24 protein-coding genes are annotated in these 22,465 nt (G+C 35.5%); 5 read left to right on the plus strand and 19 right to left on the minus strand.

What is annotated here, in order from left to right; all coding sequences use genetic code 11:
• Positions 1-70 precede the first annotated feature (70 nt).
• Genes ACN5L8_RS08365 through ACN5L8_RS08380 form a run of 4 tightly spaced genes read right to left on the minus strand, consistent with a single transcriptional unit; the run spans position 71 to position 2,720 of the window.
• On the minus strand, positions 71-607 hold the full coding sequence (locus tag ACN5L8_RS08365) for an N-acetyltransferase family protein (protein WP_419172814.1): 537 nt from the start codon (positions 605-607) through the stop codon (positions 71-73).
• A 51-nt stretch (positions 608-658) separates the two neighbouring features.
• Positions 659-1,591 (minus strand): hypothetical protein, encoded by a 933-nt coding sequence (locus tag ACN5L8_RS08370; protein ID WP_120404091.1) that lies wholly within the window; start codon positions 1,589-1,591, stop codon positions 659-661.
• Positions 1,572-2,306, minus strand: a complete 735-nt coding sequence (locus ACN5L8_RS08375) for an EI24 domain-containing protein (RefSeq protein WP_115362226.1) — start codon at positions 2,304-2,306, stop codon at positions 1,572-1,574. The genes ACN5L8_RS08370 and ACN5L8_RS08375 overlap by 20 nt, the downstream gene beginning before the upstream one ends.
• A gap of 3 nt (positions 2,307-2,309) precedes the next feature.
• The gene (locus ACN5L8_RS08380) at positions 2,310-2,720 is read right to left on the minus strand and encodes a DUF309 domain-containing protein (RefSeq protein ID WP_120404090.1); all 411 of its coding nucleotides are present in this window, start codon (positions 2,718-2,720) and stop codon (positions 2,310-2,312) included.
• A 130-nt stretch (positions 2,721-2,850) separates the two neighbouring features.
• Between ACN5L8_RS08380 and hisC the strand changes: the two genes are divergently transcribed.
• The 5 genes from hisC to ACN5L8_RS08405 all read left to right on the plus strand — a co-directional run bounded on the left by hisC (position 2,851) and on the right by ACN5L8_RS08405 (position 7,505).
• On the plus strand, positions 2,851-3,984 hold the full coding sequence (gene hisC, locus ACN5L8_RS08385) for a histidinol-phosphate transaminase (RefSeq protein ID WP_115362230.1): 1,134 nt from the start codon (positions 2,851-2,853) through the stop codon (positions 3,982-3,984).
• The gene (locus tag ACN5L8_RS08390) at positions 3,981-4,985 is read left to right on the plus strand and encodes a fumarylacetoacetate hydrolase family protein (RefSeq protein WP_120404089.1); all 1,005 of its coding nucleotides are present in this window, start codon (positions 3,981-3,983) and stop codon (positions 4,983-4,985) included. The genes hisC and ACN5L8_RS08390 overlap by 4 nt, the downstream gene beginning before the upstream one ends.
• On the plus strand, positions 4,985-6,091 hold the full coding sequence (locus tag ACN5L8_RS08395; protein WP_233500258.1) for a homogentisate 1,2-dioxygenase: 1,107 nt from the start codon (positions 4,985-4,987) through the stop codon (positions 6,089-6,091). The genes ACN5L8_RS08390 and ACN5L8_RS08395 overlap by 1 nt, the downstream gene beginning before the upstream one ends.
• A gap of 2 nt (positions 6,092-6,093) precedes the next feature.
• Positions 6,094-6,723, plus strand: coding sequence for a flavin reductase family protein (locus tag ACN5L8_RS08400; RefSeq protein WP_120404088.1), 630 nt, complete (start codon positions 6,094-6,096; stop codon positions 6,721-6,723).
• Positions 6,724-6,854: 131 nt separating this feature from the next.
• The gene (locus ACN5L8_RS08405) at positions 6,855-7,505 is read left to right on the plus strand and encodes a hypothetical protein (protein ID WP_419172815.1); all 651 of its coding nucleotides are present in this window, start codon (positions 6,855-6,857) and stop codon (positions 7,503-7,505) included.
• Between the two features lie 34 nt (positions 7,506-7,539).
• On the opposite strand, the gene ACN5L8_RS08410 is transcribed toward ACN5L8_RS08405, so the two are convergent.
• The 15 genes from ACN5L8_RS08410 to ACN5L8_RS08480 all read right to left on the minus strand — a co-directional run bounded on the left by ACN5L8_RS08410 (position 7,540) and on the right by ACN5L8_RS08480 (position 22,262).
• Positions 7,540-8,286: a hypothetical protein gene (locus ACN5L8_RS08410; RefSeq protein WP_419172816.1), complete on the minus strand. Its 747-nt coding sequence runs from the start codon at positions 8,284-8,286 to the stop codon at positions 7,540-7,542.
• Between the two features lie 95 nt (positions 8,287-8,381).
• A complete protein-coding gene (gene tig / locus ACN5L8_RS08415; RefSeq protein WP_120404085.1) occupies positions 8,382-9,662 on the minus strand; it encodes a trigger factor in 1,281 nt (426 codons plus the stop codon).
• Between the two features lie 111 nt (positions 9,663-9,773).
• A complete protein-coding gene (gene truA / locus ACN5L8_RS08420; protein WP_120404084.1) occupies positions 9,774-10,538 on the minus strand; it encodes a tRNA pseudouridine(38-40) synthase TruA in 765 nt (254 codons plus the stop codon).
• Positions 10,525-11,496 (minus strand): hypothetical protein, encoded by a 972-nt coding sequence (locus ACN5L8_RS08425; RefSeq protein WP_120404083.1) that lies wholly within the window; start codon positions 11,494-11,496, stop codon positions 10,525-10,527. The genes truA and ACN5L8_RS08425 overlap by 14 nt, the downstream gene beginning before the upstream one ends.
• Positions 11,477-12,238, minus strand: coding sequence for a CDP-diacylglycerol--serine O-phosphatidyltransferase (gene pssA, locus ACN5L8_RS08430; RefSeq protein WP_158536883.1), 762 nt, complete (start codon positions 12,236-12,238; stop codon positions 11,477-11,479). Before pssA ends, ACN5L8_RS08425 begins: the two co-directional genes overlap by 20 nt.
• On the minus strand, positions 12,231-12,827 hold the full coding sequence (locus tag ACN5L8_RS08435) for a hypothetical protein (RefSeq protein WP_162929487.1): 597 nt from the start codon (positions 12,825-12,827) through the stop codon (positions 12,231-12,233). The genes pssA and ACN5L8_RS08435 overlap by 8 nt, the downstream gene beginning before the upstream one ends.
• A 36-nt stretch (positions 12,828-12,863) precedes the next feature.
• Positions 12,864-13,457, minus strand: coding sequence for a hypothetical protein (locus ACN5L8_RS08440; RefSeq protein ID WP_120404081.1), 594 nt, complete (start codon positions 13,455-13,457; stop codon positions 12,864-12,866).
• Positions 13,457-15,007, minus strand: a complete 1,551-nt coding sequence (gene rseP / locus ACN5L8_RS08445; RefSeq protein WP_120404080.1) for an RIP metalloprotease RseP — start codon at positions 15,005-15,007, stop codon at positions 13,457-13,459. The genes ACN5L8_RS08440 and rseP overlap by 1 nt, the downstream gene beginning before the upstream one ends.
• Before the next feature lie 8 nt (positions 15,008-15,015).
• Entirely contained in the window at positions 15,016-15,834 is an 819-nt protein-coding gene (locus tag ACN5L8_RS08450; RefSeq protein ID WP_115362254.1) for a phosphatidate cytidylyltransferase, read from the minus strand.
• Between the two features lie 12 nt (positions 15,835-15,846).
• Positions 15,847-16,599, minus strand: coding sequence for a polyprenyl diphosphate synthase (gene uppS, locus ACN5L8_RS08455; protein WP_115362256.1), 753 nt, complete (start codon positions 16,597-16,599; stop codon positions 15,847-15,849).
• A gap of 7 nt (positions 16,600-16,606) precedes the next feature.
• Complete coding sequence (frr, locus tag ACN5L8_RS08460; RefSeq protein ID WP_115362258.1) at positions 16,607-17,164, minus strand: ribosome recycling factor; 558 nt, start codon at positions 17,162-17,164, stop codon at positions 16,607-16,609.
• Positions 17,165-17,174: 10 nt separating this feature from the next.
• Entirely contained in the window at positions 17,175-17,882 is a 708-nt protein-coding gene (gene pyrH, locus ACN5L8_RS08465) for a UMP kinase (protein ID WP_115362260.1), read from the minus strand.
• Between the two features lie 67 nt (positions 17,883-17,949).
• A complete protein-coding gene (tsf, locus tag ACN5L8_RS08470; protein WP_115362262.1) occupies positions 17,950-18,834 on the minus strand; it encodes a translation elongation factor Ts in 885 nt (294 codons plus the stop codon).
• A gap of 26 nt (positions 18,835-18,860) precedes the next feature.
• Positions 18,861-19,643, minus strand: a complete 783-nt coding sequence (rpsB, locus tag ACN5L8_RS08475) for a 30S ribosomal protein S2 (protein ID WP_115362264.1) — start codon at positions 19,641-19,643, stop codon at positions 18,861-18,863.
• Positions 19,644-19,829: 186 nt separating this feature from the next.
• Positions 19,830-22,262 carry a DNA translocase FtsK gene (locus ACN5L8_RS08480; RefSeq protein ID WP_419172817.1) on the minus strand — a complete coding sequence of 811 codons (2,433 nt, stop codon included), beginning with the start codon at positions 22,260-22,262 and terminating at the stop codon, positions 19,830-19,832.
• Positions 22,263-22,465 lie beyond the last annotated feature (203 nt).

Below are 22,465 nucleotides of genomic sequence, written 5' to 3' on the forward strand. Positions count from 1 at the left end.
GTGGAAACTACCATGAATATAGTTAATTTATTTCGAATATGAAGTTTTTACAGATAATTTAAGTAATTAATTATATTTCGAAGTAGAAGTACTCTTCTTGGTAAGCTTTGCCATTGAATTCAAATGGAGACTCTTTCAACAACTTAGCACCGTTATTGATAAAAAAACCTTTTGAAGGATTCTCTTTAAATGTACAAAGATAAAAGCAATCATAACCACGGTTTTTAAAATCTTTCACAACTGCTTCAAATAACTGTTTACCCATTCCTGACTTTTGATATTTTTTTAAAATATAAAAATCATAAATTTCACCAGGGATACCATGCTCATGCTCTCTCGCTGGTCCATAATCGATAAATCCAGCAACATCACCATCAGGGCCATGAAAGACAAGTGTCCCCCCCTCTGTTGGGCGTCTTGGAATTTTTCTTTCCCAAGCTTGTTGAACGTCGGAGTATTTAAGTGAGTAGAGATATTCTTTTGAAAGAATGCCTTTGTAATTTTCCCAAAAGCAATCAACATAAATGCGGGCCAGAGATTTGATATCATCAACCTCGACAGGAAGGATTTCAAATGGTGCAAATGTATGATCTTTTGCGGCCGCCATAGGTTTATTTTATCAACTTTCCCACTGGCCCGCAACGTTGGGCCTTTGTGCTTAAGGAACGAGCCTAAGTGACTGATAATTTAAGATATAATCTTCTAAATCAGGAAAAGCTTTCAATGAGATCGTCTCACTTATACCGTATGAAAGAAGAGAGCTTCCGCTAAAATTAAGTCGACCAATTGACTCAGGCATGTACTTCCACTGTGGTAGTTCATCATCTTCGTCACAAATAAGAAATGCTAACTGACCTCGGTTTCGAGACATTTGAGCGATGGCCAGATTATCAGTTATAACTCCATCAAACTCATCGATTCGACAGGCCAAAACATTTGAAGACTCACTAAAAAGGCTTATTGCTCCATGAACTTTAACGGCATCATAGATATCCACGCTTTGTGGGGATATGTAACCATGTAGTTTTATCGTAGGTAAACATTCTGCGATAAAATTAATTTTTTCAATGAATGCTACATCCATTTTATGTGGAAAAGAGATAAATATATTTCTTATATTTTGATGAGTGAAAGAATTATCGATTGCAGGGTTATTAAAGTCACCTTCGACAGCATTTAAACTGCTAACTTTTTTTTCATCAAGAAATTCTCCTGAGAACTCAGGAAGTGAGACCTGATAGAAAAAGCTCTTTGGGCCACCTTGTAATCCTATTTTTATATTTGCTCTAAAGGCCAAACCTAAGAATGCAGAATACATATCGCTAATAAAGTCGATATAGTAATCAGTATTAAAAATATCGTGAAGATTTGCAGCAAATTTATGTGCAGCAAACATTGATTCTGTTTCCTTTTTAGATATTGGATAGGCCCAACAACGAGAAGGTAACCAAAAGTCTTCTAATTCAAGCCCATCATTGTAAACGATGGCCACTTGATTATCTTCATTCTCATTCAATATCGCTTGTACTACAGGTAAAACAGAGGCGAACTCTGTTGCATCTCCTGTAACCCTAAGAAGAAACTTCTTCATTACTTGCCTGCTTATTTATTCTTAACTCACAAAAGATAACAGTAAAAAAGACAACTGCCAGAGGTAAGAAAAATAGATTTAAAAGAGGGATCGAAATAAGAAACATAAAACAAACTCCACCAAGTAAATAAGGGAGAAAGCCTTTTCTTACATCTCTAATGCATTCTGAGACTCTAAGCTCATGTCTTGCCCATGAGTAGTCGATAAAAGAAATTGCTAAGATTAATCCACCTAAAATAAAAGTAACTGGTGGGAAAACAAATCCAAACGCGATGTTTATCACTGATAAAATAACAATGACTCCTACTTTCTTTACTTCGTTTAAAAGAATGCTAGGTAATCTTTTAAATGTAGCAACAAGAGTGTCTGACTCTTTTTTTTGAAGATTATATATAACTTCAACTCTTGCACTTAACATGTCATTAAATGGAGAGGCGATAAAAGAGATAACAAGGAAAAAAGTCCAATTAATAATAACGCCTAATAAGACAATCAACACACCAGAAAAGACAGTACTCACCCATCCTTGATCTGGATACTTTTCATTAATATAACCATGACCCCATGTTGAGACTTCATTAAATGCGTATTGTCCTAAAAAGTAATAGAGAGCAAAGCCAATTATTACCGGACATAATGCAATAAGAATCATCTTCTTATCTGATTTTAAAATATTCATTGAGCGAAAAAAGAAATATGGAATTTTACTTACCATTTTTTATACACCTTGTTTTAATGGAAATTTAAAAGACTTTAACTCTTTAAAGTCTGTAAGCTTTGGAGAATGTGGAATCTTCTTTACTATTCTCTTAAGCCTTTGCCAGTCTAAATATTTATCCATTATATCTGACTCCACGTGATTTTTTTCGATGAAGTCAATTTTACCTTTTGCTTTATTAACCATCCCACTTGCTCCATTAAGGTTGTCATCCTCATGGTGATAGAGTGACGTAGCTAGTTGAATAACTACCCAATAAACATAACGAGCATTATCTCCCATTGCATCCATCCATAGATCTTCAATAACTTCATGGCACATCCAATAGTGCCCAGTGTTATATAATTCTAAACCTTCTTGAATAAGCTCTAGATGTTCAGGGGTAAATTGTCCAAAGTGATATTTCGTCATAAATGATAGTCTAAATCATCCTAATCCTAAGTACATGATGCACCGGTCAAAACTATTCAATTAGCACTAAAGAAGTTAGAATCACTCAGGTTAATATCAATTTAAATTACTTAGAAGAATAGGGAGCAACATGCACCGCAAAGACCTTGTCCCAGAATATTTAAAAAACTTACAAGTTTACCAAGCAGGTAAACCTATTGATGAAGTTGTAAGAGAGAAAGGACTAACAAGAGTTTCAAAACTTGCCTCAAACGAAAATCCACTTGGGCCATCTCCATTTGCTATTCGTGAAATGACAAGAGGACTCTGGGATCTTCATCGCTATCCAGATATGCATGCATATGCTTTAAAATCCAAACTGGCAGATATATACGATTTAAAACTTGAAAATATTATTTTAGGTAATGGCTCTGAAGGTATTATGGCCTATATTGCTCGAGCTTTCCTAAGACCGGATGATGAAGTCTTAACATGTGATAATACTTTCATTGGTTTTTATATTCTTGCACGAAGTGTGGGAGCAAAACTTAATAAAGTTCCACTCACTGAAGACTATCGCTTTGACGTAAAGGCATTAGCTAAAAATATTACCGATAAAACGAAAGTCATCTATATTGCAAATCCCAATAATCCAACTGGAACTTATATTACAAAAGAAGAATTTGATTATCTAATGGAGTACGTACCTCCACATGTTCTCGTAATACTTGATGAAGCCTACTTTGAATTTGCTCAAGATCAAGAAGATTACCCAGACTCAATGAATTACCGATATGATAACGTTCTTACTTTAAGAACTTTTTCTAAAGCCTATGGCCTATCAGGAATTCGCGTCGGATACGGTTTTGGCCATGCAGAGTTAATAGGCTATCTTTCTAGAGTTAAGCTTCCATTTGAACCTAATTTAATTGGACAACTTGGAGCAGTTGGCGCACTTGAGGATCAACCACACCTAGATCGTACACTTAGAAATAATAGAAAAAGATATGATGAACTAATGAGCTTTTTAGAAGAGAGGGACTTCTCTCCTATTAAGTCCATAACAAATTTTGTCACAATTAAAACAGGCAGTAGTGAAGCAAGTGACTTTATGTTTGAGGAACTCCTTAATGAAGGTGTTATTATAAGAAAACTTGTGGCCAATGAAATGCCAGAATTCGTACGCATCAGTATTGGAACGAAGGATGAGATGAAGCACTTCTTTGAAGCTTTTGACAGAATACTACCTGCATATAACAAAAGATTTAGAAAGGATCTCGTATGAAAATTTGTCAGTACATAACTCATGGATCAAATCGACCAGAAGCAAGACTTGGAATTCTCACTGATGACGGTCTTGTCATTGACCCTAACAACGTTTGGGCATGTGATTATGAAAGAGAAGGTTATTTTAATTTTTGGCAAAGGGCCAATCATGTTTGCCCTCCTTCTCTATTAGAGATTCTTCAAACAAAAGATGATCCAATTGACTTCTTAGGGGAATGTTATGGCCTCTATCTATTCTTAGAAAAAGTAGGTGATCTTACTCTTAAAGATGGTACACCAATTGCTTTTAAAACTGATGATGTTAATTTGAGAACTCCTATTGATAAAATTCCAAATTATCGAGACTTCTATGCACATGAAAAACATGTTGCTGCTGGATTCAAAAAAAGAAAAGAGCCAATTCCAGAAGCTTGGTATGAGATCCCTGCTTACTACAAAGGACCAACTCATGGTTTTATTGGCCATCAACAAGAAGTTCTTTGGCCAAGTTATACAGAAATTCTCGATTATGAATTAGAACTAGGAATGGTAATCGCAAAAGATGGAATTAATATTCGTGAAGACGATGCAAAGGATTATATCTTTGGCTTCACTATCCTAAATGATATATCAGCTCGCGATATTCAAAAGAAAGAAATGGCCGTCCGTCTTGGGCCGGCCAAAGGCAAAGACTTCTGTTCAGTTATTGGACCAGTTATTACAACATTTGATGAATTTGATTTTAAAGAACCAAATCTTAAAATGACTGCAACGGTTAATGGTGAGAAATGGTCAGAAGGATTCTCTGGAGACTCTCATTACAGTTGGGCACAAATGATTGCTCACGTCTCTCAAGACGAATGGGTACTATCTGGTGATCTTTTTGGCTCAGGTACAGTTGGTACAGGATGTGGACTTGAGATCGATAAATGGCTAAAGCCTGGGGATGAAATCACACTTGAAGTAGAAGGTATTGGAAAGTTAACCAATAAAATAGGATCTAAAAGAGGTACTAGATAATGGCAACTGATAATAAAATGGAAAGTTTTAAAGCAAGTGGTGTCTACACTAAACAGGCACACGTTGATATCCCCGAGGGGTTATATGAAGAAGAACATGGACGCAATGGCTTCTTTGGGCGAGTCAGCCAACTTTATCACACACAACCACCAGTTAACTGGACAGATATTTCGGGAGACTTAAAACCTAAGAATCTTCCTTCACTTTTTTCACATCCAGATCTTAAAGATGACTTTCAAACGATCTTAGCTAATACAGATTGTGAACTAAGTCTTGGAACACTGACAAAGTCTCTGGACTTCTTTTTAAGAAATGCAGACTTTGATGAACTTTACTTTGTTCACGAAGGTAGTGGAACTTTTGAAACAATTTATGGACACATACCTTTTGTTAAGGGTGATTACATCGTTATTCCTCGCGGTACAACTTATATAATAAAGATTACTGAAGAGGCTAAATTCTTCCAAGTTGAGTCTCGCTCAGAATTTGAAGAGCCTTCACGTGGACTTCTTGGGCCAAATGCACTTTATGATCAGACGGCGAAGTTTACGCCTGAAGCTGCACTAGGTTCTGATCAAGATTGGTCAGAATATAAGGTAAGAGTTAAAAGGCTTGGTGAAATTACAACCATCACTTATCCATTTAATCCTCTTACGGCAAAAGGATGGAAAGGATCAGTCTATCCATGGAAGATTTCAATCTATGACATCTGCCCTATCATGAGTCATCGCTATCATGTTCCACCATCAGGTCACACAACTTTTGTAGCAAAGAACTTTGTGGTTTGTTCATTTGTAGAAAGACCACTTGAGGATAAGAAACATAAGGTTCTTAAAGTTCCTTTCTATCACTCTAATATCGATTTTGATGAAGTCCTTTTCTATCATCAGGGAGACTTCTTCTCTCGTGATAATATCGATGCAGGAGCTCTTACATTTCACCCTCAAGGCGTTCATCACGGGCCACACCCAAAAGCCTTTAAAGCAGGTGAAGATAAATTATACACTGACGAGTATGCTGTCATGGTTGATACTCGCTACCCTCTAAAACCAACTAAGTGGTTTGAAGAGAATGAAAATAAAGACTACTGGAAAAGCTGGATGTAATTATGGCAACTTTTGATACAACAAAACAAGAATTTAAAGATAACTATAAACTACTAATTGGATCAGTCGTTCCAAGGCCAATTGCTGTGGTTTCAACTGTAAATGAAGATGGAACAAGTAATATTGCACCATTCTCGTTCTTCACAGTTGTTAGTGCAAACCCAATGATTATTGGCTTTACTCCAATGATTCGCTCAAGCGATGGAGAGCAAAAAGACACATTAAAAAATATTCTTCGCCAAAAAGAGTTTGTCGTAAACTTTGTTACAAAACATAATTATGAAAAGGTAAATCTTTGCTCAACTGAGCTTGCTCATGGTGAATCAGAATTTGATTTTGCAAAATTAACAGAACTTGATTCAGAAGTTGTCACTCCAAAAAGAATGAAGGAATCGCCAATACATTTTGAATGTAAGTTTAGAGACTCTCTAAGTTATGGTGATGTTCCGGGAACAGGAACATTTGTTACAGGTGAAGTTGTGAGAGTTCACGTTGAAGATGAACTTCTTGATGAAGGGCGAATTGATCAAGATAAGTATGCTCCAATTGGACGTGGTGCCGGAAATGACTGGATTGTCTGTGATCACAGAGTTCAAATTGAGCGCTTAATGAAAGCACAAATTCAAAAATAAACAATAAATTCAAGCCCTTAGGGGCTTGAATACTTTCTTTACACCCCTAGTAATTTTTCCAATTTCAGCCACTTACCTCCCATTATTAGCTATTCTCTTTATAGAAACACACAATTAGAAAGAGGATAAATATGAAGAACTTACTTATTTTAACAATGCTCCTATCAACATCTGCTCAAGCAGACCTATTTGATAATTTAACAGCAAACTTAAACTTATCACCTTCTCAATCACAAAACTTAAGAAATGGACTATCTTCAATTCTTAATGGAGGTGGAAGTTCACAAGTAAAGATTAAAGAAAACCTAAGCTTTAATAAATGTTTTCAAATGCTTGAAGCCGCAAAGAATAAACAAATTAATAACGATAAAGCACTTGTAAATATTGGTTATTCAACGAGAGCATTTTATTCTGATGTAATTGAAGGTGATTTTCGCCAATTCCATATAGAAGATAATCGTCAATTTGGTATTCAATTAATGCGTGGGCTCTCTGATACGAGAAGCATCCATATCAATTCATACTCTTCGGTAGAAACTGCTCCACAAAATGATCGTGATTGTTCAAATTATATGGATATTGAAAAAGTATCAAAAGTTAAGATTGATGGAAAAGTATGTCGAAAAGTAGATCTTGTCTTAAATGCTATCGATCCAAATACTCAAAAGAAGTATAAACAGCAAGCATCTAATATTTTCTGCGAAGGTGAAAATAATATTAAGGCCGATTTCACTGGAAAAGACTTTGATGTAATTTATGAAATGAATGAAATTATTGATTAAAAGATAGCCGCTGAAATCAGCGGCTTTTTTATTTTTAAAATGTATAACCTAAGCTTAATCCGTAAGTAAAATCATCAGAGTTATTCTCTTTATATGAAGAATTCAAGAAAGAGTAACCTGACTCTATTTGAACGTAGGCACTATCAAAATCAAGCCTCAATCCTGGTAAAACAAGAATAACCTCAGGTGACTGTTCTCCATCATACTCAACGGTAGCGCCATCTTTTAAAACACCGTCAACTTTATATTCCATAAAAACAGTATTTAAATAAAATAACAACTCTGAATTAACACGATAACCGATATTTAAAGAAGCTCCTAATGACTTCGCCTTAAGGTCTGTTGTGTATGATTTCGAATCTGTATTTAGTGTTCCATCCTCATGATAGCCAAAGCCAAACTCTCCTTGGAGAGATACTTTAAGACCACTTGTTGAACGATCTCCTCCTACAAATTGGTATTTAACCTTTAATAGATCAGATGTATCAGGGTAGGTTTGAAGTCCAATATCAAGACGAGGCATCAGTCCAACATTCCCTTTAAAAGTTAATAAGGGTTCTGGCCCTGTTACTGATTCCTGTGCCGTCGTTCCACTAATAACAAAGTCATAAGCTTCAGCAAGATCCACGTCGTATCCACTTGCAGCACCTATTGCAACATCAAACTTACCAAGCCCACCAGCTGTTTCCGGACTATCAAGACGAGAAGTTGGGATATTGTAATCGAGTTGAGCACAGCTCATTAATGATAATAAAATAAAGGTAAAAATAATCGATCTCATAAACTCTCCAAAAAAACATATTTAATAATTATATTAGAGATTTGAGATTTTAAAAGAAGGAATAAAAAAAGCCCGCTTTGAGCGGGCCTTTTTAATTATTTGATTTTTAGTTCTTCATGAAGTTTTGCAAAAGTTTTTTCTTCACGGATTGCATACATAAGGTTTGCTTTCATGCGCTCATCTCTTGTGTAGAATTCTTTTACTTGATCAGCTGTAAGTCCTGAAAGACCTGCGCTTTCTTCAATTTTTGCATCAAAGTCAGCTTCAGTTGATTCAATTTCAAATTTAGTTGCAAGATTCTCAAGAATAAGACCTGACTTAACTTGGAAAAGAGCTTTCTCATCAAGATCACCGGCCCATTTCTCAAAGTATTCACCTAGCATATCTTCTGTGAAACCTTGTTGCTTTAGGTTATTAGCAAGATCGTTCTTTAAGTGTTCTTTTTGTTGAGCAACCATTGTTGAAGGAACGTCAAAAGAGTTCTCTTCAATTAGTTTTTCAAGGATTTCTTGATTTAACTTTTCAGCAGCTTGTCTTTCGTTTTGCTTAGTTAGGTTTTCTCTTGTTTTAACTTGGAAATCTTCTACAGATTCAAAACCAAGCTCTTTTGCAACTTCGTCAGTAAACTCTGGAAGTTTTCTTTCTTTAATTTCTAGAAGTTCAACATGGAACTTAACTTTTGCATCTTTAAGTTCTTCTACGTGATACTCAGTTGGGAAAGTAAGTTCAATTGTCTTCTTCTCACCTGCTTTCATACCGATCATTTGATCTTCGAAACCTGGAATAAATTGACCAGAGCCAATCTCTAGAAGGTATTCTTCTCCTTTCATATTTTCTGGTTTTTCACCGTCAGCTTTTTCACCTTCAAAGTTCATTACAGCAAAAAGTCCGTTCTCAAGAGCAGTACCTTCTGCAGCTTCAACCATTTCAGCTTTAGGAGCTAAGTAGTTTGTACGTACTTTTTCAATATCTGCATCTGTTACTTCTACTTTATCTTTTGTGAAAGAAAGTTTTGAGTAATCTTTAAGTTCAACAGTTGGGAATACTTCAACGACAGCATCAAAAGAAACTGATTTTCCATCTTTGTAATCCATGTTTTCGAAGTTAGGGTAACCAACTACTTTTAGATCTTCTTTATTGATTGCTTCAAAAAGTTCTTTTTGTACGAAACGATTTAGAGCATCACCTTCAACTTGTGGACGATATAGCTTTTCAACCATAGCGATTGGCGCTTTACCTTTTCTGAAACCTTTAATAGAAACAGACTTTTGCTTCTCTTTAAGAGCTACAGTAATTTGCTCTGAAAGGTCTAGGTTATCAAATGTAAAAGATAATTTCTTAGTACAGTCATTAACTTGTTCTACTTTATAAGTCATGAATAAATCCTCACTACGCTATGCGACATTATTATAATTAAGAATAGCCGAAATTAGCCAGAATAGGCCAAAAAGTCAATGAATATCAGGGTTTTAGGTGTATAAGATTGGTTAATACTGAACATCAAAGAGGTAAAGACCTTGTGGTGGTGCTGTTGGAGCGATCTTATTCTCACTCGGATTGTTAAATTGATTAAGAATATCTCTCTCTTCAATCTTTCCTTCAGCATATGACCAAACTGCTGACACAACTAGTCGAACCATTTGCTTAAGAAATCCACTACCAGAAACCTCAAAGATGTAAACATCTTCACTTAACCCTGGTCCATAATTTATATTTTCTTTAAAGATGTGGCACTTAGTTATCTCTCTGATAGTCGTCTTAACAGGAGTTCCTTTAGTGGAAAATCCCTCAAAGTCATGACTGCCAATAAAGATCTTACATGCCTCATTCATCTTAGTTAGATTAATATCCTTCCCAATAAAAGAGACCGTATCTTTTAAAAATGGATTGGAGATTTTATTTAAACTAAAGATATAACGATAGGTTTTTGATTTTGCATCATACACAGGCTGAAAGTCATCATGGGCCATCTCAACATGGCTTGCTCTAATACTTTCAGGCAATAAGCTATTTAATGCATTTTTTAAATTATCTTCTTCAATCTTCAGAGGCATTTTTACACGGGTAACTTGTTTAACAGCATGCACTCCTGCATCTGTTCGTCCACATCCTACAACCTGAATATCTTGAGATTTAGAAATTTTTTGAACGACTTTTTCAATTTCACCCTGAATGCTTTTTTGATCTATTTGCTTTTGCCAACCGAAGAAGCCGCTACCATTATATGAAAAAGTAATCTTATAAGTATTCAAAGTTAAAACCTATCCCGAAAGAGGTTCCAGTTACTTTAAAATCTTCTCTTTTAAATCCAGATAATTCCATTGTTCTGGCCACTAAACTAATGCTCATATCAGATACATCACTAAACTTTTTCAAGCTTAGGCCAAACTCAGGGAATATATTATAAATAGAAAAATCAAGAGATGCAGATCCATTAAAGCCATATCCAACTTGTCTTATATCTTTTCCGTCTTCACCATCTTCTCTGTCATCTCGATTTTGCCATATTGGAGCGATAGTTGGTCCACCTTGCAGAGTTAAAGAAAAATAGCGACTCGGATTAATCTTTAAACCAAGATTTAAATCGATAGGAAAAATCCATAAGTTAAATGTCGTTTGAGATAAGGCCCCTGTATTAAAGCTCCCTTTTCCCGAATTAAAAGAGACACCAACATTTCCTTGAAAGAATGTTGAAATATAATTTCTTTGAAAATAGTGCTTATAACTTGCAAATAAATAACCGGCTTGGACTGAGTCAGCTTCTGCTGAGCTATTATTAAAGGTATTTTCGAATGTTCCTGAATTATCATAATAATCAAACGTATCATATATATAAGAGAAGCCAATCTGCGACTTTGTTGCTTGATAGCTATCTTTTAGAATTTCTTCAGTCGTAAATTCTGCGTATTCATTCTTATGAGATTTAAAAAGAATTGAGTCCTCTTCAGAAGCACTTTCGAGCCACTTCTTATCCTTGGCAGACATTTGAGCACCCTTAAGCTCCTCTTCTGTATACTGTTGAGGAACAGAACCAAAAATATTAGGTACAGAAGTATTATCAGATGGTTCACTAGAGTCTGAGTTTTCATAAGGAGAATCTTTAGGATCCAACTCTCCTGAAACGGTATGGCCAGATATTTCAGCAAAACCATTAAATGAAAATAATAATCCTATTAATAAAATATAGAGATTAAGATTCGTTTTCTTCATCATTGTCTTCCCAGTCAAATATTTCAACTTTTGTGTCTTTACTGAATATATTATACACCATACATCCAAGCACATAAGCAGAAATGAGCACGAAAATCATCAGTTTCTCGTAAATAAAGACCATAACAAGGATTAGAAGTATTAAAGCTAGAACCTTTCTTCGATTCTTTCTAACATAATCAGAATTCTTAAAAGAATTAAACGGAATATTTGAGATCATTAGTAAGGCATAGAAAACAACATAGGCGGCTGCATAGTAATTTCTATACATTCCAAAGTCGAATTCTAATGTCACCATAATAAAACCAATTATAGCAATGGCCGCTCCAGGAATTGGTAACCCCTGAAAGTAATTAGAAGGAACTTTATTAATATTAGCATTAAATCTTGCAAGCCTAAGTGCTCCACATAGGAGATAGAGGAAAGAAATAATCATTCCCGCACGACCAAGATCCTGAAAATATTTAAAATAAATCATAAAGGCCGGTGCCATACCAAAAGAGATGACATCACTAATTGAGTCAAACTGCTCACCAAATTCTGATTGAGTCCCTGTTAATCTAGCGATACGTCCATCAACACTATCAAAAATTGCACCCAGGATGAGAATCATACAAGCACCATAATAAAGGCCCTTTGTTGCCATAATGATAGCTGCAAAACCACAACCCATATTTAATGCTGTGAATGTATTTGGTAGAAAAAATGTTAATCGATGTGGTTGTGCATCATATTTATTCATGTGATTCCTCATTGTAGCGTCCAATAATTGTTTCACCACCACGAACTTTTTCATGAAGCTTAACCAGAGATTGAACGTTGTCTAACTCCATTTTAACGGTGGCACCAAAAGGATAAAATCCAAAATCAACTTGTCTTCTTCCTAAATCACCTGGAAGAACAACGAGTTCTGGATTTCTTTTAAATATAGAATTGATAAAGAAAAGACGAATCTTTCTATTGTCTCTATCTTCTATCGTTACTTTATTTCCGTGTTCTTTATTATTAAAAGAGACATTATTAAAGCGGCCTGAAATTGGTAAATAAATACCATATCCACTTAAGAGATTCATTTTTATAGAAATTTCTGTCTTCTGATCATCAGTCGTTTTTATCTCTGAGATCTTACCTGAAACGGGTGCGTAAATCGTTCCAGCAGTTGTAACCTGATCCTCTTTGAAGAAAATAAATTTTCGACGAAATAAAAACAGAAAAAGACTAACTAATAAAAGATAGATTAATAAAATATAAAAGCTAAACAAGAGCATTAGAAGAAATGCTATGACAATTATGAAATTAATAGTCGACTTAGATAGATAAAATATTTTCACTCTTATAAAGTACCAATATTATGCTGACATGTCATACTAAGACTTTTTAAATTCAACATGTAGGGGTCTAAAATAATAAGGTCTCTTCCTCATCTTTTCAGAAATAACCTTCTTAAATATGGACTGTGGCCGTGAGATTAGAATATCTCGAGTATCCTTAGCACATTGAGAGCTTAATTCATTTTCCCCATGAGTATATAAGAGGGACTTATCAACACCAGAGGCAAACGCTCCAAAGTCTTCTTCACTTAGAAGTTTTTCCTCGCCACTTGTACGAATATAGTACTCCCTTTTAAAGGCAGGAAAAACCCAATGCCCATCTGTGTCTCCGAGCATTTCGGGGATATCTGAACTATAGAATGAAAATACCGGTAATTTTTCTAATTCAACGATTTGTGCAAAACCTTCTCCAACTCTCATGCCAGTATAGGAACCGGGCCCCGCAATAATGACTAGTCCTTTTAGATTAGCTATTTCTATGTTGTGTTTTTCTAATAAAGAGTGAACTTTTGCATGCAGAATTTCTGATGTCTTCTTTGTTTCAACAACTTCACTTTCTATCCATGAGAAGTTCTCATCCAGAAGACCAAAGTGAAGTAAATGTGATGTATCAATAAATAAGTATGCCATTAGAAAAATCTAGTAAAGTCGTTAAACAGTGCTCCAATCATTAATAGAAGAAGTACCGAAAGACCAAATTGTTGAGCGATCTCAAGCTTTCTTCGTGAAAGTGGCCCACCATTTATAGCCTCTAAAATAAGAAAAACAATATGCCCACCATCCAAGACAGGGATAGGAAATAAATTAATAACTCCAAGATTAATTGAGATTAATGCCATTAACTGAAAGAAATACGATATTGATGTATTAAAAGAGTCAGAAGCAACCTTTCCAATTGATAAAGGGCCTCCAATGTTCTTTAAAGATACCTCTGCCGTAATTAACTTCTTGAAGCCTTCAAAAGTTTTAACAACTCCATCCCATGTACGATAGAAACTTCTTGGTATTGCAGAAAAGAAATTCATTGGCTCTGTTGTAACATATCTACCAGGAGCATAAATACCATAACTATAAACACCGATTAACTTAACTGTTTCATCACCTTGAGTTTTCACTTCTGGAGTGATCTGAAAATCTTTAAGCTTACCATTTCTAATTACTTTTAAGCTCGCTGCCCCATCAGTATCTTGAATTCGACCTCTAAGTCGATCAAAAGAGTAAACTCTTTCTCCTCCAACATTTATAATAATGTCACCGGCCAATAAACCGGCTTTGTCTGCAGGAGACTTCATTTGTACACTCTTAATGATTAAGTCCATTGGGTATAAGTCATTAGCGACAAGAGATTCTTTTAAGTCACCACTTACTTCGATCTCTCTTACAACTTTAGCGTTCTTATCAAATATTGGTTTATTAGTTTCACTATCAATACTTTTAACTGGAAATACGTAAACTTTCTGTGTGTTAATTGATAACTCTTCTAAGCTATATTTTGTACTAGGCTTATTGCTATTAGAAATTAAGAAAATATCGCCATTCTTTGATTTTACTATTGGAAGAAGTAAAAACGGAGGATAGTTAACTAGCTCTTGAAAGAACTGTTCAGGCTTCATATCAACTGAAACATCTTTTGATTCTCCTAAACGATTAACTGTAATCGAATGAATATGGCCATCACTCTCTAACACGATATCACTTGGAGAAGTAATACGATGCTCATTTACTTTATTAACAATATCTCCACTTCTGAAGCCTAGCTTATAAAATTTTGACTCTGTCGTAACATTCCCAATCTTTATCTCAGGAACTTTTTCTCCTGTTAAAAATAATGCAAAGAAAATAAAAAATGCCAAAATAAAGTTTGCTAATGGCCCACCAAAAACAATCCAAAATCTTTGCCACTTTTTCTTATGAATAAATGAATATTTTCTTTCTTCTTCAGGAACACCATCTTTATTAAATGGATCGTCCCCATACATTTTGACATATCCCCCCAGAGGGATTGCAGAAAACGCGTACTCTGTATCACCTTTTTTCCACTTAAATAATTTAGGGCCAAAGCCAATTGAAAAGACTTCAACTCTTACTCCAAAAAGTCTGGCAAATAAGAAGTGTCCCAGCTCGTGAAAAAATACAAGAGGTCCTAAAAATAAAATAAAAATGACGACTTTTTCTAACATGGTATTCCTTATAAAATTTTATCGCTTAATAATAAAGTGTAAAAAGGGATGACAAATAATAGGCTATCAATCCTATCGTAAACTCCACCATGCCCAGGTATTAAATTTGAGCTGTCCTTTACACCAATCTGTCTTTTAAATTTTGACTGAACTAAATCACCAACTTGACTTAAAATCCCCAAAATAAAAAAGATCAGTATATATTTTACCTCAAAATTACCAATTAAATAATACCAGGCCAAAGTTCCTAGGATACCTGAAGTTAAGGCTCCACCAATAAGCCCTTCTATTGTCTTATTAGGACTGACCGCTTTCCACAACTTTGTTCGGCCAAAGTTCTTACCAAAGAACCAGGCCCCAGTATCCATTCCAAAGTTAAAGATAAGTAGAATGATTATAAGGCCTTGCCAATTTTCTCGATGAAGAAGTGAATGTAAGTTCAAAAATGGAATCAAAAAGATAACCATCGACATTATAGAAATACTTTTTAGAAACTTAACAAATCTCATGGAGTCCATTGGTGAAATGAACAAATATCCCATAAGTAAAATGTTCACTAAACATCCCGCCAGAGGGATCAGCTGATTTCCAAAGATCTGTGGATTCAATGTTGCCCAAGACTGAACACCTATTAGAATAAAGAAATTTAAGATGGAAAAAAGGCTTCCAATTTTTAAAGAAAGGAAATTAACACTAAACTCAAAAAGACAGGCGGCACTCACAAGGATGAGTAAAACTTCAATCCCGATAACACCAATTGAATAGGCAATGGCCACAATTCCTATCATCACTATCGCAGATAGGATTCTTTTCTGAGTATTTGTCATTATTAAGTCCGTTTAATTAATTAATCTAAAATTATTTTTCACTTGAGTCTTTGTTGCTGCCAATGACTCTGTTTCTGTTACTTGGCCAAAGCGTCTTTCACGTTTTTCAACTTCCATGATAATTTTTTCAAATTCAGTACAAGTAAAATTTGGCCACATTGTTTCAGTGAAATACAACTCACCATAGGCAATTTGCCATAATAAGAAATTTGAAATTCTCTGATCGCCACCAGTTCTAATCATTAAGTCTACATCACCAAGTTCAGGCGCATGAAGAGCATTTGAAATACTCTCCTCAGTTACCTCAATATCTTCAGCAATTAATTTATTAACAGCACTAATAATTTCAGCTCTCCCACCATAGCCAAACGCAAATGTGAGCTTTAAGCCTGTATTATCTTTTGAATCTCGTTTTAGATCATCGATAATCTTTACTGTATCTTTTGGAAGCTTAGAGATATCACCAATGATATTGAATTTGATATTATTCTTTAAGACTTTATTTCGTTCTTTAATTAAGAACTTTTTTAGAAGTAGAAATAAGGTTCTAATCTCAGAAGGGGGACGTCCCCAGTTTTCTGTTGAAAATGCATAGAGGGTTAAAGCCTTAACCCCCATATCATCTGCTTTTTCAACGATATTACTTACAACAGAACTTCCACGAACATGACCCCAAACACGACGATGGGCGCGGTTCTGTGCCCAACGCCCATTTCCGTCCATTATAATTGCGACATGTTTAAGTTTATTAACTTGAAAGTCCATATTTCTATTAGAGAGTAAGTAGCTCTTTTTCTTTTCCTGCTACGATTTCATCAACTTGTTTTGTAAACTTATCTGTAACAGTTTGAATTTCAGCTTGAAACTTCTTTGAATCATCTTCAGAAATCTCTTTTGCTTTCTCTGCCTTTTTTACCGTTTCGTTTCCATCACGACGGGCATTTCTTATTTGAATCTTGCTATCTTCACCAATCTTTTTGATTTCTTTTACCTGCTCTTTTCTTCTTTCTTCTGTTAGAGCTGGGAATTGAATTCTAATTAGGTTTCCATCGTTTGATGGAGTTAGTCCTAAATTTGCATTGATGATTGATTTTTCAATTTCACTTATAAGTGTTTTATCAAATGGTTGAATTTGAAGTAATCGAGCCTCTGGAGTTGAGATTTGCCCAACCTGATTAACTGGAGTTGGAGCTCCATAATACTCAACCATAACACCATCAAGAACAGATGCTGATGCACGTCCAGTTCTTACTTTTGTCAGTTGATGCTTTAGAGAATCAATTGCTTTTGACATATCTGTTTCAAGGCCAGCTTTAATTTCATTAATCATTTTACACCTCTTATTTAATAACTTTTGTTCCTATTGCTTCACCTCTTACGGCCTTTGCAATATTTCCATTTTCAAACATATTAAATACCACAATTTCCATCTCATTATCCATACAAAGTGAGATAGCGGCAGAATCCATAACTTTGATTCCCTTATTTAATACATCGATATATTTTAATTGATCGAACTTAACTGCGTCATCATATTTCATAGGATCTTTATCATAAATTCCGTCAACTTTTGTTGCTTTAAAGATTACCTGTGCGTCAATTTCATTAGCTCTTAACGCTGCCGCTGTATCAGTTGTAAAATATGGATTACCTGTTCCAGCTGCAAAGATAACAACGCGTTTCTTTTCTAAATGCCTTTCAGCGCGACGTCTGATATATGGCTCACAAATCTCTTGCATATCAATAGCTGACATAACTCTTGTAAACACACCTTTTTGCTCTAACGAGTCTTGCATTGCAAGTGCATTTATAACAGTGGCCAGCATTCCCATATGGTCAGATGAAGTACGATCCATTCCTCTAGTTGCTCCAGCTACACCGCGGTGAATATTTCCTCCACCAACAACGATAGCTACTTCAACACCCATCTCTACAAGATCTTTAACTTCCTCTGAGATTTGATTTAGAACATCGTGTGTAACACCGTAACCAGCTTCCCCTGCTAAAGCTTCACCTGATAGCTTTAATAGAATTCTTTTATATTTCATAAGTCCCCAAAACCTTGCAAAAAAAAAGGGCTTATAAAAGCCCTTTTCTTATATTTAGTAATTATTTTTACTGTTGAGTCATCTTAGCAACTTCGTCTGCTAAGTTATCTTCTTTCTTCTCAATCCCTTCACCAAGGTTGATTTTATGGAAAGCTTTTACAGTAATGTTACCACCAACTTTACCTGCTACATCAGCAACAAGTTTCTTGATAGTGAAGTCTGGGTTCTTGATGAATACTTGCTCAACAAGACAAACTTCTTTAGCAAGTTTTCCAAGTTTACCTTTAACGATCTGATCGATCATGTTCTCAGGCTTCCCTTCTTCTTTAAGTTGTGCACGGTAAACTTCTTCTTCTCTCTTCTTGTATGACTCATCAATGTCATCAGAAGTTAAGAAAGTTGGAGCAGCTGCTGCAACGTGCATTGCGATATCTTTTGCAAGTTCCGCAACTTCTGGAGCATCGGCCTTATCAGTATCTAGATCAACTAGAACACCAATTTTTCCACCGTGGTTATATGAACCAAGAACACCTGTAGTTTCAACTGCAGAGAATCTTCTTAGATCAATCTTCTCACCACATTTCATAGTAAGTTCAGTTGTTTCAGCATTCTTAGCTTCTTTAAGTTCATCAACAGAACCAGGCTTGTTAGCAAGAGTCCATTCAGCAACTGATTTTGCGAAACCTTGGAAGTCGTCACCTTTTGCAACGAAGTCTGTTTCACAGTTAACTTCAAGGATTACACCTTTGTTACCATCAACTACAGATACTACAGTACCTTCAGCAGCAACACGGCTTGCTTTTTTAGCAGCTTTTGCTAGACCTTTAGTTCTTAGGAAATCAACTGCCGCTTCTAGGTCTCCGTTTGTTTCTGTAAGAGCTTTCTTACAGTCCATCATACCTGCACCAGTTTTTTCTCTTAATTCTTTAACAGCGCTTGCCGTAATAGCCATCTTATACCTCGCTAATTATGATTTAATTATTCTTCTTCACCAGCTAAATCAATATCGTTCTCGTACTTAGAAAGAATTTCTTCTTCTAGAGCTTTATCGGCAGCTTTAGTTCCTGCAGCAGCTTTAGTCTTTCCACCACTTGCAGAGATCGCACCAGCGAAGTACTCAGAGAATAGAGTAATTGATTTGATTGCATCATCGTTACCTGGAACAATGTAGTCAACACCTTCTGGGTTACAGTTAGTATCAACGATTGCAACAACAGGAATACCTAGCTTGTTAGCTTCTTTTACTGCAATTCTTTCGTTATTTGGATCAACGATAACAACTGCACCTGGAAGCTTTCTCATATCCTTGATACCACCAAGGTTTTTCTCAAGCTTTTCAACTTCTTTTCCAACTTTGATTCTTTCTTTCTTAGTTAGAAGCTCGAAGTCACCTGTTTCTTTCATCTTTTCAACTTTTCTTAGTTTATCGATTGAAAGATTAATTGTTTTGTAGTTTGTAAGCATCCCACCTAGCCATCTGTTAGTTACGTAGTAAGCTCCACAAGAAGCAGCAGCATTCTTTACTGTTTCAGATGCTTGTCTTTTTGTAGCTACGAAAAGAATTGGCTTACCTTCAGAAGCAGTCTTCTTTAGGAAATCGTGAGCTTTCTTTGCCATTGGAATTGTTTTAGCAAGATCTAAGATGTAGATACCGTTTCTTTCACCAAATACATATGGCTTCATTTTTGGGTTCCACTTGTGTGTTTGGTGACCGAAGTGAGCACCAGCTTTTAATAGATCATTGATGTTTAATTCTGACATTATTACTCCTAAGTTGGTTAATTACACTAACTCGAACCGAACGGACCAACCCTTCGAGTAGCTGTTTATTTCGCGATATTGCGATGGTGCATTTTTAACACGATGACTTCAGGGATTCAATATTTTTTTGTAATATTTTTAAGGATGTATAGGCCTTGAACTAGACTCGCACAAGGCCTTTCGAGATTATAATGATGCCGAATTACCATCGACGAGGACGCGACGCGGCTTAGCCCCTTGAGCAGGACCAACAACACCACGCTTTTCGAGCTCCTCAATAAGGTTTGCTGCTCGGTTATAACCAATTCTCAATCTTCTTTGTAACATTGAGGCTGATGCTGAGCGTGATTCCATGACAATTTTTACCGCATCATCATAAAGTGCATCTCCTGAGTTCGATGAAGATGGAGTCGAGATATGAGAACCATATGTATAATCATCTGTTTCAACCTCTCCACCATTCTCAAGAAATTCCATTGCTTTTTCATCAAAGCCTGGCTCAAGTGCTTCTAACTTATTAGTAAGTGCTTCAATTTCATTTTCATCAACATATGAAGAGTGAACACGTTGTGTATTAATTCCGTGTTTATATAGCATATCCCCTTTACCAAGAAGTCTTTCTGCTCCAATTTTATCAAGAATAGTACTTGAATCCGTACGAGACGAAACCCTAAAGGCAACACGAGTTGGGAAGTTAGACTTGATAACACCAGTAATAACATCAACTGATGGTCTCTGAGTTGCTAATACTAAGTGGATACCGGCAGCACGAGCTTTTGCAGCAATACGTGCAATATTATTTTCAATTTCTTTCCCAGCTTTTGTAAGTACGAGGTCCGCGAACTCATCAACAATAATAACAATATACGGAAGTTCGTAATTTTCAGCTGTCGTATCCTCATAGTGATGATGAATTTTTGCCAGCATCTCCGGTGTCGCACGCTTAAGTTTTTCGTTGAATCCAGAAATATTTCTAACACCAAAGTCTGCAAGAATTGAATAACGTCGATCCATCTCTTGGCAGGCCCACAATAATGAAATTGATGCTGTTTTGGCATCTGTCACAACAGGCATCAATAAGTGAGGTAACTTCTTATAAAGTGCCATTTCTAGTTGTTTAGGGTCAATAAGAATTAGTTTCATTTTCTCAGGAGACTTCTTCACAAGAAGAGAAACGAGTAGAGAGTTAATAAATACTGACTTACCGGCCCCTGTTGCACCAGCAACTAACATGTGTGGACATGTCGCTAAGTCGATAACAAATGAGTCTCCGAATGCATTCTTCCCCATTGCAATTGGAAGAGAATATTTAGAGTCTTGAAATTCTTGAGAGCTTAAAACCTCATCTAAATATATGATATCACGAGGATTTCTAGGGACTTCAATACCAACGGTATCCTTACCAGACATCGCAGGAACAACTCTAATTGGGGCACCATAAAGGGCCAGAGATAAATCATCTGCTAATCCCGTAATTTTTGAAACCTTAACACCTGCACCAGGTCGGTACTCAAAGGTATCAACAACAGGACCTTTTAGTACGTTTACAATTTCACCTTCAATTTTGAATTCTGTAAGCTTTGATTCTAGGAGTGTAATAATTTGTTCAAAGTAAGCTTTATCTGGCTCATTTGAAACCTTATCAACAGTACTTTCTTTTGCAGTATCAACAATATCAAAATATTGATTATCATTTTCACTATCAGCGATTCTATTTAAAGGTGCAGTAACATGGATCTTCTTAACCTGAGGCTCTCTTTGCGGTGATTTTTCTTCGCTAGAAGCCTGTTGTTGCTGAAGATCGACTTGCTCAGCCTTTTGACTTTCATCTGCACTATCCTGCTTATTAGTATTTGCAGTTAAAGTAGGCTTGATAATAGCATCTTCAATATCCTCATCTTTTAAATCATCTGATACTTCATCGTCTTTTTTAGACTTTAATATAGATGGAGTTTTAATTTTATTCAAAGAATCAAATAAGCCACTTTTTTCTTTTTTCTCTTTTTTAGAGTCATCTTTGAGAATATTATCCATTCTCCTTCTTAGACTATTATCGTGCTCAATCTGAGCAATCGATTCTTTTTTAGCTAAGGGAGCAAGAAGAACCTGCTTAGCTTTCACTGTTTTGGCCGGTACAGACTTAGCAAAATAGAATGTTTTTACAATAGAATCCTTAAATCCAGTTCTAAAGGTCCCAAATAAAAAGGCAATAAAAGCTGCTGCTGTATATATAGATAACCAAAGTGTTGTGAATCCATTTTTAAATGCGTATTGAAGACCAAAACCTAAACTATCTTGGAAAAATAAGAATGAAAGACTTCCAGAAACAAATACTAATGGAAAAAAGTTCAATACATCGACTAAATACTCTCGCTTATCATAAATGAAAGTATGACAAATAGAAAAAATGAAGAAAGGTATTAAAATCCATGGCCCACTAAAGTAAGAAGCTAACTTTACCAATGAAAAAAAATAATAACTTAATATATTGCCTGAGTTTTCGGAAGTAATTGTAAAGTAATTATCAGGTAGATCATTTCCGAAATAGAAAGATGTAAATGAAAATAACGTGAGAACAAATAGTATAAGTAGTTGAGTCTTAAGGATATTTTTCTTCATATTAATATTGTATATGAAATGTTGCTAAAGGCAAAAGAAAAGGCTTATAGATAGGATTTAAAAGATTATTAACCCCTAAAACAAAAAAAGCCAGATCACTGAATGCGTGAGCATTCAGGACACCTTAAACAAAAAAAGCCAGATCACTGAATGCGTGAGCATTCAGGACACCTTAAACAAAAAAAGCCAGATCACTGAATGCG

The sequence above is a fragment of the Halobacteriovorax sp. genome (assembly GCF_048381875.1).
Classification (GTDB): Bacteria; Bdellovibrionota; Bacteriovoracia; order Bacteriovoracales; family Bacteriovoracaceae; genus Halobacteriovorax_A; species Halobacteriovorax_A vibrionivorans.

What these genes read in the sequence shown, in the direction of transcription:
- ACN5L8_RS08380 (WP_120404090.1), bottom strand. Translation starts at nt 2,720, where the DNA reads ATGACGAAATATCACTTTGGACAATTTACCCCTGAACATCTAGAGCTT.
- ACN5L8_RS08450 (WP_115362254.1), bottom strand. Translation starts at nt 15,834, where the DNA reads ATGACAAATACTCAGAAAAGAATCCTATCTGCGATAGTGATGATAGGA.
- ACN5L8_RS08425 (WP_120404083.1), bottom strand. Translation starts at nt 11,496, where the DNA reads ATGAAGAAAACGAATCTTAATCTCTATATTTTATTAATAGGATTATTA.
- ACN5L8_RS08390 (WP_120404089.1), top strand. Translation starts at nt 3,981, where the DNA reads ATGAAAATTTGTCAGTACATAACTCATGGATCAAATCGACCAGAAGCA.
- ACN5L8_RS08370 (WP_120404091.1), bottom strand. Translation starts at nt 1,591, where the DNA reads ATGAAGAAGTTTCTTCTTAGGGTTACAGGAGATGCAACAGAGTTCGCC.
- ACN5L8_RS08395 (WP_233500258.1), top strand. Translation starts at nt 4,985, where the DNA reads ATGGCAACTGATAATAAAATGGAAAGTTTTAAAGCAAGTGGTGTCTAC.
- pyrH (WP_115362260.1), bottom strand. Translation starts at nt 17,882, where the DNA reads ATGAAATATAAAAGAATTCTATTAAAGCTATCAGGTGAAGCTTTAGCA.
- tig (WP_120404085.1), bottom strand. Translation starts at nt 9,662, where the DNA reads ATGACTTATAAAGTAGAACAAGTTAATGACTGTACTAAGAAATTATCT.
- rseP (WP_120404080.1), bottom strand. Translation starts at nt 15,007, where the DNA reads ATGTTAGAAAAAGTCGTCATTTTTATTTTATTTTTAGGACCTCTTGTA.
- hisC (WP_115362230.1), top strand. Translation starts at nt 2,851, where the DNA reads ATGCACCGCAAAGACCTTGTCCCAGAATATTTAAAAAACTTACAAGTT.
- ACN5L8_RS08480 (WP_419172817.1), bottom strand. Translation starts at nt 22,262, where the DNA reads ATGAAGAAAAATATCCTTAAGACTCAACTACTTATACTATTTGTTCTC.
- frr (WP_115362258.1), bottom strand. Translation starts at nt 17,164, where the DNA reads ATGATTAATGAAATTAAAGCTGGCCTTGAAACAGATATGTCAAAAGCA.
- ACN5L8_RS08405 (WP_419172815.1), top strand. Translation starts at nt 6,855, where the DNA reads ATGAAGAACTTACTTATTTTAACAATGCTCCTATCAACATCTGCTCAA.
- ACN5L8_RS08440 (WP_120404081.1), bottom strand. Translation starts at nt 13,457, where the DNA reads ATGGCATACTTATTTATTGATACATCACATTTACTTCACTTTGGTCTT.
- uppS (WP_115362256.1), bottom strand. Translation starts at nt 16,599, where the DNA reads ATGGACTTTCAAGTTAATAAACTTAAACATGTCGCAATTATAATGGAC.
- ACN5L8_RS08400 (WP_120404088.1), top strand. Translation starts at nt 6,094, where the DNA reads ATGGCAACTTTTGATACAACAAAACAAGAATTTAAAGATAACTATAAA.
- ACN5L8_RS08410 (WP_419172816.1), bottom strand. Translation starts at nt 8,286, where the DNA reads ATGAGATCGATTATTTTTACCTTTATTTTATTATCATTAATGAGCTGT.
- ACN5L8_RS08375 (WP_115362226.1), bottom strand. Translation starts at nt 2,306, where the DNA reads ATGGTAAGTAAAATTCCATATTTCTTTTTTCGCTCAATGAATATTTTA.
- pssA (WP_158536883.1), bottom strand. Translation starts at nt 12,238, where the DNA reads ATGAATAAATATGATGCACAACCACATCGATTAACATTTTTTCTACCA.
- tsf (WP_115362262.1), bottom strand. Translation starts at nt 18,834, where the DNA reads ATGGCTATTACGGCAAGCGCTGTTAAAGAATTAAGAGAAAAAACTGGT.
- ACN5L8_RS08365 (WP_419172814.1), bottom strand. Translation starts at nt 607, where the DNA reads ATGGCGGCCGCAAAAGATCATACATTTGCACCATTTGAAATCCTTCCT.
- rpsB (WP_115362264.1), bottom strand. Translation starts at nt 19,643, where the DNA reads ATGTCAGAATTAAACATCAATGATCTATTAAAAGCTGGTGCTCACTTC.